General features: G+C 34.5%; 13 protein-coding genes. 10 read left to right on the top strand and 3 right to left on the bottom strand.

Features of this window, described 5'->3' with window-relative positions; translation table 11 throughout:
* The first annotated feature begins 9 nt into the window (after positions 1 to 9).
* A complete protein-coding gene (locus tag Y7E_RS0102435; RefSeq protein WP_026049062.1) occupies positions 10 to 645 on the top strand; it encodes an HAD family hydrolase in 636 nt (211 codons plus the stop codon).
* A 231-nt stretch (positions 646 to 876) separates the two neighbouring features.
* Here Y7E_RS0102435 and Y7E_RS0102430 read toward each other — a convergent pair whose 3' ends face one another.
* The gene (locus Y7E_RS0102430; RefSeq protein WP_017149730.1) at positions 877 to 2,334 is read right to left on the bottom strand and encodes a serine hydrolase; all 1,458 of its coding nucleotides are present in this window, start codon (positions 2,332 to 2,334) and stop codon (positions 877 to 879) included.
* A gap of 257 nt (positions 2,335 to 2,591) precedes the next feature.
* Here Y7E_RS0102430 and Y7E_RS0102425 point away from each other — a divergent pair, with 257 nt between their 5' ends.
* From Y7E_RS0102425 to Y7E_RS0102405, 5 genes are all read left to right on the top strand, one after another.
* Positions 2,592 to 3,548 (top strand): thymidylate synthase, encoded by a 957-nt coding sequence (locus Y7E_RS0102425; RefSeq protein ID WP_017149729.1) that lies wholly within the window; start codon positions 2,592 to 2,594, stop codon positions 3,546 to 3,548.
* Between the two features lie 20 nt (positions 3,549 to 3,568).
* Positions 3,569 to 4,057 (top strand): dihydrofolate reductase, encoded by a 489-nt coding sequence (locus Y7E_RS0102420; protein ID WP_017149728.1) that lies wholly within the window; start codon positions 3,569 to 3,571, stop codon positions 4,055 to 4,057.
* Between the two features lie 185 nt (positions 4,058 to 4,242).
* Entirely contained in the window at positions 4,243 to 6,228 is a 1,986-nt protein-coding gene (locus Y7E_RS0102415; RefSeq protein WP_017149727.1) for a penicillin-binding transpeptidase domain-containing protein, read from the top strand.
* A gap of 216 nt (positions 6,229 to 6,444) precedes the next feature.
* Positions 6,445 to 7,080 carry an FMN-dependent NADH-azoreductase gene (locus tag Y7E_RS0102410; protein ID WP_017149726.1) on the top strand — a complete coding sequence of 212 codons (636 nt, stop codon included), beginning with the start codon at positions 6,445 to 6,447 and terminating at the stop codon, positions 7,078 to 7,080.
* 111 nt (positions 7,081 to 7,191) lie between these two features.
* Positions 7,192 to 7,911, top strand: coding sequence for a lysophospholipid acyltransferase family protein (locus tag Y7E_RS0102405; RefSeq protein ID WP_017149725.1), 720 nt, complete (start codon positions 7,192 to 7,194; stop codon positions 7,909 to 7,911).
* 36 nt (positions 7,912 to 7,947) lie between these two features.
* On the opposite strand, the gene trhA is transcribed toward Y7E_RS0102405, so the two are convergent.
* On the bottom strand, positions 7,948 to 8,604 hold the full coding sequence (gene trhA / locus Y7E_RS0102400; RefSeq protein ID WP_017149724.1) for a PAQR family membrane homeostasis protein TrhA: 657 nt from the start codon (positions 8,602 to 8,604) through the stop codon (positions 7,948 to 7,950).
* Between the two features lie 192 nt (positions 8,605 to 8,796).
* On the opposite strand from trhA, the gene tatA reads away from it, so the two are divergent.
* The 4 genes from tatA to Y7E_RS0102380 all read left to right on the top strand — a co-directional run bounded on the left by tatA (position 8,797) and on the right by Y7E_RS0102380 (position 11,169).
* Complete coding sequence (tatA, locus tag Y7E_RS0102395; RefSeq protein ID WP_017149723.1) at positions 8,797 to 8,964, top strand: twin-arginine translocase TatA/TatE family subunit; 168 nt, start codon at positions 8,797 to 8,799, stop codon at positions 8,962 to 8,964.
* A gap of 75 nt (positions 8,965 to 9,039) precedes the next feature.
* Positions 9,040 to 9,768 carry a twin-arginine translocase subunit TatC gene (gene tatC / locus Y7E_RS0102390; RefSeq protein WP_081584529.1) on the top strand — a complete coding sequence of 243 codons (729 nt, stop codon included), beginning with the start codon at positions 9,040 to 9,042 and terminating at the stop codon, positions 9,766 to 9,768.
* A 154-nt stretch (positions 9,769 to 9,922) separates the two neighbouring features.
* Complete coding sequence (locus tag Y7E_RS0102385; protein ID WP_017149721.1) at positions 9,923 to 10,174, top strand: DUF2535 family protein; 252 nt, start codon at positions 9,923 to 9,925, stop codon at positions 10,172 to 10,174.
* Positions 10,175 to 10,326: 152 nt separating this feature from the next.
* On the top strand, positions 10,327 to 11,169 hold the full coding sequence (locus tag Y7E_RS0102380; RefSeq protein ID WP_017149720.1) for a DegV family protein: 843 nt from the start codon (positions 10,327 to 10,329) through the stop codon (positions 11,167 to 11,169).
* A gap of 159 nt (positions 11,170 to 11,328) precedes the next feature.
* On the opposite strand, the gene Y7E_RS0102375 is transcribed toward Y7E_RS0102380, so the two are convergent.
* On the bottom strand, positions 11,329 to 12,309 hold the full coding sequence (locus tag Y7E_RS0102375) for an MBL fold metallo-hydrolase (protein ID WP_017149719.1): 981 nt from the start codon (positions 12,307 to 12,309) through the stop codon (positions 11,329 to 11,331).
* Between the last annotated feature and the right edge of the window lie 276 nt (positions 12,310 to 12,585).

Genomic DNA, 12,585 nt, shown 5'->3' with positions numbered 1-12,585 from the left:
GTATTCATTATGTTGAAATATGTTGTGTTTGATTTTGATGGTACATTAGTAGATTCACAAGACATATTTGTTCCTATTTATAATCAACTTGCCGAGAATCATGGATATAAAACAGTAAGAGAAGAAGACATTGAACCTTTACGAAAATTATCTATTTCTGAAAGATGTAAACAGCTTCACGTACCAATCTATAAACTTCCTTTTTTAGCAGTAGAGTTTTATAAGTTATATCAGCCTGCTATTAAGGATCTTGTTTTGTTTAATGGAATGAAGGGTGTATTAGATGAATTACATAGAAAAGGTTATGAAATAGCGATTATATCATCCAATTCAGAAGAACATATTAGAGCGTTTTTACATAATAATCAAATGGAAAATATTCAAGATGTTTTTTGTTCGAAAAATCTGTTTGGTAAAGATAAAATTATTAAGAAATTTTTAAAGGCTAAAAAAATAGAAGAAAAAAATATGGTGTATGTTGGTGATGAACAGAGAGATATCGTTGCTTGTAAAAAGGTTGGTGTGAATGTCATATGGGTTGGATGGGGATATGATGTGATGGAAACGATTAAAGAAGATTCTCCAGATTATATGGTGAATACACCGAATGAAATTTTACAAGTCGTACAATCTGTTCATTCATGATGAAAGAGGAGAAGCTAAAGAGATGCAGCGGTTTGAACCAGGTATTCATCATATTGAGTTTTGGGTGGGGGATTTAGAGAAATTCATGTGTTTTTACAGTAGATTTTTATGATCCGAATGGGTTTGTAGTAGAAGTAGCTCATACGCCTAATGTGATAATGTGATGAAGGCTCGTACAAATTAATAGAGGGAAGCTATGCCTCCCTCTATATAGTTCCTATTATTATATTTTTATTTCACTTTTGTGAATGTAAGAGGTTGTGTACTTAACATAGCAGGTACGTGTAATTGAATCGTTTGGAACTGTCCGCTTGTATTCATCTCGTAAGACAGCAGCACATTCATTTCGATTTGGAATAAGTCTAATGTTGCAGAAAACATGTCGTAATGATGATGCTTCAGCTGTACTTTCATTTCTGTGAATTGTAAATATAACTCTTCATTTTGCTTATATACTTCTAGTGTTCCGTAAGCAGGGTGTTCGAATGTGCCAGTGTAATCTTTTAATGGATGAGAAGGTGTGGTATCTTTTACTTGCTCTGGAAGTGATTGGTTTCCTTCTTTCATCATGTCTTTCAGTTTAGTGGTGTCTTCTATAGCACGCTTATGCCAATCAATGGTTTCTAGCTCAAGAAGTTCGTCATAGATTTGATTTGCAAGATAATTAGGGAGTAATGTACTTCCAGAGTTAGTTAATATGACAAGACCTATATTTTCTTTTGGAATGAATGAGACAAGTGCTGTAAAACCATCGATACTTCCGCCGTGATGAATCACTTTATAGCCACGATAAGCGCTAATAAACCAGCCAAGACCGTAATTGTTCAATGGTGATTCAGGTGTTGATAAAAACGGTTGATCTGGAATTGTGTTGTGCGATGTATACATTTGTTGTAGTAATTCGGAAGATAGTAATTCATGCTCTCCACTTTTTCCTTGATTAAGATGGAAAAGCACCCAATTTGCCATATCTTCGATTGTAGAATTGATGCATCCAGCAGCTCCTACTGTATCAATATTACGGAATGGTACCTCTTTTATTTCTTCATCTTTCTCAACATAAGGCAATGCATAGTCATTCGTATTTTGTGAATCAGTGACAGAGAAGTTTGTTTGTTCCATTTGAAGTGGTTCTAAAATATGTTCTTTGACGTATTGTTCCCATGTCTGATCTGTAATGTTTTCTACTATATAGCTTATTGTTGCATACATTAAGTTGTTATATAAGAAAGCAGTGCGAAATGGCGCATCGAGTGATAAATGCTTTATTTTTTCAACGATGTCTTTTCGAGTTAAGGAAGAGTTGTACCAAAGAGCATCATGCCGACTTACGCCAGAGCGGTGAGAAGCTAAATCCCGCGCTGTAATTTGCGAGCTTGCAAATATATCGGATAAAGAGAATGTAGGAATATAAGATTGAACAGGAGCATCCCAATCAAACTTTTTCTGCCCTGCTAATAGGCTTAAAGAAAGTGTACCAAACGCTTTTGTCGCAGAGCCGATTGCAAAGCGAGTTTGAGGTGTAACTGGCTCTTTCTGTTCCAAATTACGATAGCCAAATCCTTCTGAAACAATGACTTTTCCATCTTTTATAATCGCAACAGCAGCTCCCGGAACATTTAAATCTTTCATCATTTTTTCAATTGTTGATTGTAATGTACTAACAACAGGGATTTCGATTTTAGACATGTTTCTAACCTCCAAATATTATTTTATACTTCCGCACTATAGTTTCTTTGATAAGGAGTTAAATACCTCTTAAAAGATGCAAAGTTAAGAATTTTGTAAGAATCATTAAAATGGATATTCCATATTAGATTTTTGTCAATACTTACTATATCGAAATATTTTTCAATAAGTCTTACTGAGAATTTTGCATGCAGAAATATTTTTTGTATGATAAACTCCTTATAGGAAATAGATGCGAAAGAGGGTTTTTCTTACATATGAAACATGCTGAATATGAATACTTAAATTTGTGCCGCCATGTGATGGAGCATGGTACAAAAAAAGAAGATCGTACAGGAACAGGGACTGTATCTGTATTTGGATATCAAATGCGTTTTGACCTTAGCAAAGGATTCCCTTTATTAACGACAAAACGTGTTCCATTCCGCTTAGTAGCTAGTGAACTCCTTTGGTTTATGAAAGGTGATACAAATATTCGCTACTTACTTCAAAATAACAATAATATTTGGAATGAATGGGCGTTTAAAAGCTGGGTAGAAAGTGATGCGTACGAAGGACCAGATATGACAGACTTTGGACTTCGCTCACAGCAAGATGAAGAGTTTAAGAAACAATACGATGAGCAAATGGAATTATTTAAAAAGAATGTACTAGAAGATGATGATTTTGCAAATCAGTATGGCTATTTAGGAGATGTATACGGAAAACAATGGCGTGCTTGGAAAACGACAGCAGGTGAGACAATTGATCAGTTAAAAGATGTAATCGAAATGATTAAGAAAACACCAGATTCTCGTCGTTTACTCGTTTCTGCTTGGAATCCTGAAGATGTGCCAAGCATGGCATTGCCACCTTGTCATACGCTATTTCAATTTTACGTAGCAGACGGAAAACTATCATGTCAGTTATATCAACGAAGCGGTGATATTTTCCTTGGCATTCCATTTAATATTGCAAGCTATTCATTGTTAACACATTTAATTGCGCATGAGTGTGGTTTAGAAGTAGGGGAGTTCGTTCATACGATTGGAGACGCGCATATTTACACAAATCATTTTGAGCAAGTGGAAAAGCAGCTAGCTCGTGAACCACGCCCATTCCCAATGTTAAAATTAAACCCAGATGTAAAGTCTGTTTTTGACTTTGAAATGGAAGATTTAACGTTAGAAGGTTATGACCCACATCCTGCAATTAAAGCGCCTGTCGCAGTGTAAACGCAAAAGGAGATGAAAATATGATTATTTCATTTATGGTCGCAATGGATGAAAATAAAGTCATCGGTAAGGATAATAAGCTACCATGGCATTTACCAAGTGAATTGCAATATGTTAAGAAGACCACAATGGGGCACCCACTTATTATGGGAAGAAAAAATTATGAAGCGATCGGAAGACCACTTCCAGGAAGACGGAATATTATCGTAACGCGTAATATGAATTATCATGTAGAAGGTTGTGAAATTGCGCATTCTGTAGAAGAAGTTTTTGAGCTTTGTAAAGATGAAGAAGAAATTTTCATTTTTGGTGGAGCACAAATTTACGAATTATTTTTACCATATGTAAACAAGCTTTATATCACAAAGATTCACCATTCATTTGGAGGAGACACATTCTTCCCGGAAATGAATATGAAAGAATGGAAAGAAGTTTTTGTAGAAAAAGGCGTTACGGATGAAAAGAATCCATACACATATTACTATCACATATATGAAAAACAACAATAATTATAAAAAAGATTGATGTGGAGTTCACATCAATCTTTTTATTTGGATAACAAGATAAAACTTTATGAATGAACTTTTTTGGTGATATAATGGTAGAGGCTGTAAGTATTAGTAGCCTAGGAAAAATTCATAAAAGAAAGATTTATATTTAGTATTTCTTTGCTTAGCTAAAGGAGGAGAATCGGTTGAAAAAACTATGGGGGCTGCTTTTTCTTTGCTTCATACTCATGCTAGTAGGATGCGGTAAAGAAGAAAAGCCAGAACAAGCATTTGATACATATGCAAAAGCGTGGAATAAACAAAAATTTGCAGATATGTATGATTTGTTATCAGAAAATGCGAAAAAATCTATTTCAAAAAAAGATTTTACAGAGAAGTACGAAAAGATTTATGCGGGTATTGAAGTTAAAAATCTGAAGGTAGAAACAGGAGAAGTAAAAGAAGATAAAGCAGATAAAGGGCCAGTTCCTTTTAAAGTGAGTATGGATACAGTTGGTGGGAAAATTTCCTTTTCGCACGAAGCAAAGCTTGTGAAAGAGAGAGATGGAGATAAAGAATCTTGGAAAATAGATTGGACTCCAGATTTTATTTTTCCGGGGATGACAAAAGACAGTAAAATACGTATGCAAACGTTTCAAGCGAAGCGCGGGGAAATATATGATCGTAATGAAAAAGGGCTTATAACAAATGGAACGGCATCTGAAATCGGAATCATTCCAGGACAATTAGGAGAGGCTGCACCGCAGACAAAAGAAACAGTAGCGAAACTACTGAATATGTCTGTAGAAGAAATTGATCAAAAACTTGCGGCTAAATGGGTGAAACCAGATTATTTTGTGCCAATCGGTATTTTACAAGAAGGTGCAACGCAAAATGATTATATTGATTTGCCAGGAGTTTCATCGCGCCCGGTGAAAGTTCGTACATATCCATTAGGAGAAGCGGCAGCGCATTTAACGGGGTACATAGGAAAAGTAAGTGCAGAAGACTTAAAGACCCTTCAGAAAAAAGGTTATCAAGCAGATGATCCAATTGGAAAAGCTGGTTTAGAGCAAATATTTGAAGATGAATTGCGCGGCGAAAAGGGTGGCCGTGTCTTCATGGAAGATGCACAAGGAAAAGAAATAAAAGATTTAGCGAAAAAAGAAGCAAAAGATGGAAAAAATATTACTTTAACAATTGATAGTACAGTTCAAGAAAAAATCTTTAACGAAATGAAGGGAGAAGCTGGTTCAAGTGCAGCGATCAATCCACAAACTGGTGAAACAATTGCACTTGTAAGTAGTCCTGCATATAATCCAAACGTAATGGTAAGAGGGGCATCAAAAGCACAACGTGAAGCATGGGCTAATGATCCGAAAAAACCAATGACGAATCGTTTTACACAAGCATCCGCACCAGGATCTGTATTTAAGCCAATTACAGGTGCAATCGGTCTTGAAACGAAAACAATTGATCCAAAAGAGGAATTGAAAATAGAAGGATTACAATGGACAAAAGATTCTTCATGGGGAAATTATTATGTAACACGTGTAAAAGATGCGAGTCCAATTGATTTTGACAAAGCAATGAAGTTTTCTGATAACATTTACTTTGCACAAGAAGCTTTAAAAATTGGTAAAGATAAATTTATGAGTGAAGCAAAGAAATTTGGATTCGATGAAAAATTACCAATTGAATATGGATTCCCAGTTTCAAAAATTGCAAAAGGTGGTATTAAAAATGATATTCAAATGGCTGATACAGGGTATGGACAAGGCCAAGTATTAATGACACCTCTTCATTTAGCATTAACATATGCACCAATTGTAAATGAAGGTGATATACCGTCTCCACACTTAATTAAAGATGATAAACAAGCTAAACCTTGGAAAGAAAATGTAATTTCTAAAGGAAACCAAGATATATTAAAAAATGCGTTAACAAAAGTAATTAATGATGAAGATGGTACAGGGAAAATCGCTAAGATTGATGGAATGACTCTCGCTGGAAAAACGGGAACAGCTGAGTTAAAAGAATCAAAAGAAGCAGAGGGAAAAGAACTTGGATGGTTCGCTGCTTTTGATGCAAATTCACCAAACATGATTGTAACGATGATGATCGAGGACGTAAAAGGTCGAGGTGGAAGTAACGTACCGGGTGAGAAAGTGAAACATATTTTTCAAAAGTAATAGCTAACAAAAAGCTATCTCCACGAAAGGAGATAGCTTTTTCTATATGAGGCAAAAAACAAGTGATGAATAATTATATTAACTTACGAAAAAAAAGTAGCTATTTTTTATTGACATTAGGGAGATGTTTTTGTATTATTACTTACATAAGGTAAGTAATTTACTTTTTAATTAAAAATCTCAAATTAAAGATAATCATTAAGGGAGAGAATAAAAATGACAAAAGTACTATTTATTACAGCAAATCCAAACTCTGCAGAAGCATCTTTCGGTATGGCAGTAGGGGAAGCTTTTATCGAAGCATATAAAAATGAACATCCACAAGATGAAGTAGTAACAATTGACTTATTTAATACAACTGTACCAGCAATTGATGCTGAAGTATTTGCTGCTTGGGGTAAATTTGCAGCAGGTGAAGGTTTTGAAACATTAAGTGAAAGTCAACAACAAAAAATCGCGGCAATGAACACAAACCTAGAAACATTTATGAATGCTGATCGCTATGTATTTGTAACACCAATGTGGAACTTTAGCTATCCACCAGTAGTAAAAGCATACTTAGATAACTTATCCATCGCAGGTAAAACATTTAAATATACTGAAAACGGACCAGTTGGTTTATTAGAAGGTAAAAAAGCACTTCACATTCAGGCAACAGGCGGCGTATATTCTGAAGGACCTTACGCAGCAATGGACTTCGGTCGTAACCACCTAAATGCTGTATTAGGATTTATGGGTGTATCTGATACAGAATACCTTGCAGTTGAAGGAATGAATGCAAATCCTGAAAAAGCACAGGAAATTAAAGAAGCAGCAATTGCAAATGCACGTGAAGTAGCAAAACGTTTCTAATATAGAAAACTCAAAAATGTCCAAACGCTTGTCGTTTGGACATTTTTTCTTCTTTTTCCTTCGTTTGTCTAGTATAATGAATGACGGAGTGATAATAGGTGGGGGTTCTATATGATTCAAACGTTTTTTAAAATCTTTTATTTAATTTTAATTGTAATTGGTATTACACCGAGGTTATGGCGTATAAAGCGTAAAGCAAATACGATGTCGCCACAAGAAAAAGATCGCCTCGTGTATAAAACAACAAACTGGTTTGGTAAGAAAATGGTTCGTGTAGCCGGATCGACTGTACAAGTAAACGGACTTGAAAATGTGCCGAAAGATAAGCCTGTACTTGTTGTAAGTAATCATCAAAGTGACATGGATATTCCAGTTTTACTTGGGTACTTAAATAAACCAATTGGATTTGTTTCAAAAGCAGAAATTAAGAAATTTCCGCTTGTACCAACTTGGATGGAATTGATGAATTGTGTGTTTATGGATCGCAGTGATCGTCGTCAGTCTCTTCAAGCTATTAAAGATGGAATCGAATTATTAAAGAATGGTCATTCAATTGTAATTTTCCCAGAAGGAACGCGCAGTAAAGGCGGTGAAATGGGAGATTTTAAAGCAGGGAGTTTTCATCTTGCGGTAAAATCGGGTGTGGCTATATTGCCGGTAACACTGGATGGAACATATAAGATGTTTGAAGCAAATGGAAATTGTATGAAGCCTGCGCAGGCAACAGTAACCATTTCAAAACCAATTACACCGGAGCAATATGCAAGTATGGATGTTAAAGAACTAACGCAGTATACGAAAGATATTATTGCAGCTCAATTACATAAGTAATAGAAAAGTCTCAGCTTGAAAAAGCTGAGACTTTTTTTATGCAACAGGCAATACATAAAACAATACGCAGAAAAACATCATTGTGCTACCACCTAATACAAAAAGATGCCAAATTGCATGGTTGAAGGGGAGTTTTTCCCAAAGGAAGAAGATTGCTCCTACGGAATATAGAATCCCACCGATTAACAATAGTGAAAATCCGTGCCCGGTTAAGTTTTCATAAAGTGGTTTGATGGCGACGATAATGAGCCATCCCATAATGATGTAGCACAGTGTTGACATTTTGATAAAACGTCGTACAAAGAAAATTTTAAAAATAATCCCACCGATAGCAAGCGTCCAAATAATTGCAAGTAATGTCCAGCCAAGTGGACCTCGCAGAGTAATCAGTAAAAATGGTGTATATGTGCCAGCAATCAATAGATAGATGGCGGAGTGATCTAAAATCGTAAATAACTTTTCTACTTTTGGATGGTGGATGCTGTGTAATAGCGTCGAAAATAAATATAGTAGAAACATGCTTACACCGTAAACGGTAAATCCAACAACAGCAGAAGCTGTGCCATGCTTTGAGGCATGAATAATTAATATAATCAAAGCCGGAATACTTAAAATGGCACCGATGCCATGGGTAATCGCGTTGGCAATTTCTTCTTTTACAAACCTTGTCATCCGTGTTACTTTTTGAGTCATGAGTCGAATCCTTTCTCACATGATGAAATAAGATGTATTTTCTTTTACAATATCATATACGAAAGAAATAGAAAATGAAAATTGTTTAATTGATTATATTTTTGAATTTTTTTGACAAAAGATAGCGGATACATTGACGTTTACAAACTTTTTTGACAAAATGAAATTAAGCGACAATAAGGGGGAAGAAATATGCCAATGAACATTGGATTTCCAGGTTTAATATTAATTTTGGTACTCGCTTTAATTATTTTTGGTCCTAAAAAGTTACCTGAAATTGGACGGGCATTTGGAGAAACGTTAAAAGAATTTAAAAAGTCTACAAAAGGATTGCATGATGATACAGAGGGAAAGAAATAAGCTTCACTAGATTATTTTGAGCTTATGGCTTTCCAGTGAGTAAGGAATGTGGTGATAAGAGTGGGCAATCAAGAAATGAGTGTCACAGAGCATCTTGGTGAGTTAAGAAAGCGACTCATTATAACAGCGCTGACGTTTCTATTTTTTATTGTCATTGGTTTTTCGTTTACGAAAGAAATATATAATTTTATCGTAAAAGATTTAAATATGAAATTAACTGTTTTAGGTCCGAGTGATATTTTATGGATTTATTTTGTGATAGCGGCTGTTTTTTCGATTGTATGTACAATACCAATCGCAGCATTACAAATTTGGTTATTTGTCAAACCAGCATTACATCAGCATGAACGAAAAATGACGATTCTTTATATACCGGCATTATTTTTATTGTTTATTGGCGGACTTTGCTTTGGCTATTTTTTAATTTTACCATTTGTTTTGCAATTTTTAATGAGTCTTGGTGATGATATGTTTCAAACAATGTTTACGACGGAAAAGTATTTTTCATTTGTGATGAATATGACTGTACCGTTTGCAGTGATTTTTGAACTTCCCGTCGTTGCGATGTTTTTAACAAGCATAGGGGTCCTCAATCCAATAGCACTTCAAAAAGTGAGAAGGTATGCGTATTTTATTTTAATTGTTATCGCTGTTTGTATTACACCACCAGACTTTATTTCTGATTTTTCAGTAGCGGTACCTCTTCTTGTAATTTATGAATTAAGTATTACAGCATCAAAGCTTGTTTATAAGCGGAAAATAAAACGAGAAATGAATACAGAATCAAAAAGTGCCTCATTATAAAGGCACTTTTTTTATTTATTTGTTATACTATACTTGTAATCGTATACAATATAAAGAAGAAAAAAATTATAGAATCTCCGAAATTTAGACAAACTTTTCACCATTGTAAGTTTATACTGAAGTTATAAATCCAATAAAAAAGAGGATTGATATCGTGATTATGAAAAGTTTTTATTTCACCCATTCAACAGGGAATTGTGTCAAAATATTTGAAATCCCTGTCCTACAAGCACAACATCCATTAGCATTTCTAATTCAGTCACGTCTTCAACTATTTATTGCCAAAATTCAAAAACAAAAACAACCGAGATTCTCATACTCTTTTCGCGAATATTTACAAAGTTGCTTAAAGTGGAATGACTATTCGAATGTGTATCAAACAAATTCACTTGAAAAAAATGCATAGTCTAAAATAAGACAGGGCAAATGTGCTCTGTCGTTTTCTTTTTAGCTATAAAACAGAAGATTTTTACTGAAAAATGCTTTCAAATGGTTGAAAGCATTAGGAATACTAGTATAATAACAAGGAGAGCGTATTGGAAAGGGAAGAAGTAAAATATGCAAAAAATTAAAATTGTAACAGATTCAACGGCTGATTTATCACAAGATGTGATTGAGAAATATGATATTCATGTTATCCCATTATCTATTTCTGTAAATGGACAAACATACTTAGATAGAGTAGATTTACAACCCGATGAATTTATCGAAGAAATGGCGAAATCAGAAGAATTACCAAAGACATCACAACCTGCTATGGGATCATTTGTAGAGATGTATGAAAAGCTAGGAGAAGATGGAAGTCAGGTGCTTTCTATTCATATGACAAGTGGAATGAGTGGTACAGTTGCAACGGCAAATAGTGCTGCATCAATGACAGAAACAAAGGTTACGGTTGTTGATTCTCAATTTATTACTCATGGTTTAGCATATCAAGTACTTGAAGCTGCAAAAATGGCACAAGAAGAACGCTCGTTAGAAGATATTTTAAAACGTCTTGATGAAGTAAGAAAAAATACTCGTTTATATGTAGTTGTGGATACGTTAGAAAATTTAGTCAAAGGTGGACGTATTGGAAAAGGAAAAGCATTTATTGGTTCATTATTAAATATTAAACCGATTGCTAGCCTTGAAGATGGTGTATATAACCCTGTAACAAAAGTACGTAGCCAAGGGCAAATTGTAAAAACTTTAGCGAAATTATTTGAGCAAGATACAGCTGGGAAAGTAGTAAAAGCAGTTGCGATTCCACATGCAAAAGCACTTCCGCTAGCAGAAAGTGTAAAAGCAGCTGTTGAAAAAGTTAGTGGATTCACACAATCAGAGATTTTTTATACAACTCCAATTATAAGTACTCATACAGGACCAGGAGCAATTGGTTTTATGTATTTAGCAGAGTAAAAAAAAGCTACTTGAATGAATCATTCAAGTAGCTTTTTTACTAGTATAGAAAATATGAGATGAGAAGAGTAATAAAGGCACTTCCGCTAATGAAGTAACGTGTTTGTAAGTATTTTTCCATGAAAACACCCTTTTCATTTTTCTCTATATAATGTATTTCTAAAGAGATTTGTTATACTCTAATGTTTGTTTATGCTCCTTTTTCTCATTTGTTGATGGGGGAGAAATATACGTTTGACCAAGAAACAATACGTGAAGTTGTTCCCAAGGTAACATACGTAAATTCCAGTTGTTACGAAGTCGTGTAATCGCCTCTCTCGGTGTCTCGTCAGCGAGTGCGAATGTACCGTAATGCATTGGGATGAAATGCATTGCTTTTATATCTAAAAAGGCTTGTACTGCTTCCTCGGGGGAAACATGTGATTCTTTCATAAACCATTCTGGTTCATATGCACCGATAGGCATTAAGGCAATATCAATAGAAAATCGATTACCAATTTCTTTAAATCCTCGGAAATAGCCACTATCACCACAAAAATAAATCGTTTCATCTGTTGTTCTGTTATCGATAACCCATCCACCCCAGTGGGAAGTATTCATATCAAGCAATGCTCTTCTTGTCCAGTGCTGCGCTGGTACGAAGTGAAAATCGACATCATCAATTTTTGTGGATTCCCACCAATTATATTCTTCTACTCGCATAATTTTTTTTCTGGTAAATAATTTTTTTAATCCAGTGGGTACTAAGTATAGAACATCCGAATTCAATTGACGAAGTGTGGAAAAATCCAAATGATCATAATGACCGTGTGAAATAAGGACAATATCAATCTTGGGCAATTCCTGTAATGTAAGGCCGGGACTCGTTAGTCTTGGTACAAGCTTTATTTTTTTTGACCATACTGGATCTGTTAAAATGTTGAGCCCGTTTGTTTGTATAAGGAATGTTGAGTGACCTATCCATGTAATCGTTGTTTTTTCAGTATTCGTTCGTAATAATTGAGCATGCTTGATAGGTGATTGTTCTACTAGATAAGAAAAATCTTTTTTGCTTTGTTTTCGTTCTTTACGCCAACGTAAAAACGAACGAATTGTTTTTTTTGTACTAACATTATCCATGTTTTCATAGCGCTTTGCCATGAACATCACCTCATTTAAGATCTTTGTAGTTGTATTGTACCGAAATGTTGTAAAGGAAAAAAGTGAGGAAAATTGATTAACGATTAAAAAATTGTAAAAAATAGTGTGATCATCTTTACAAAGTAGAAAAACAGGAGTGACGTATTAAAAATTGTTATGTAAAGAGACAAGAAGGAGAGAATATTAGTAAACAATAAAACATTTGTCTAGTAATTCGCTCAAAAATAGGAAGTAACATACTTAAATTCGTACGATTTCGTGAACAAATAGGATAAA

The organism is Bacillus bingmayongensis, from assembly GCF_000299035.1.
GTDB lineage: Bacteria > Bacillota > Bacilli > Bacillales > Bacillaceae_G > Bacillus_A > Bacillus_A bingmayongensis.
Note: the sequence above shows the minus strand (reverse complement) of the source record. Positions and strands in the feature narration are given on the sequence as shown.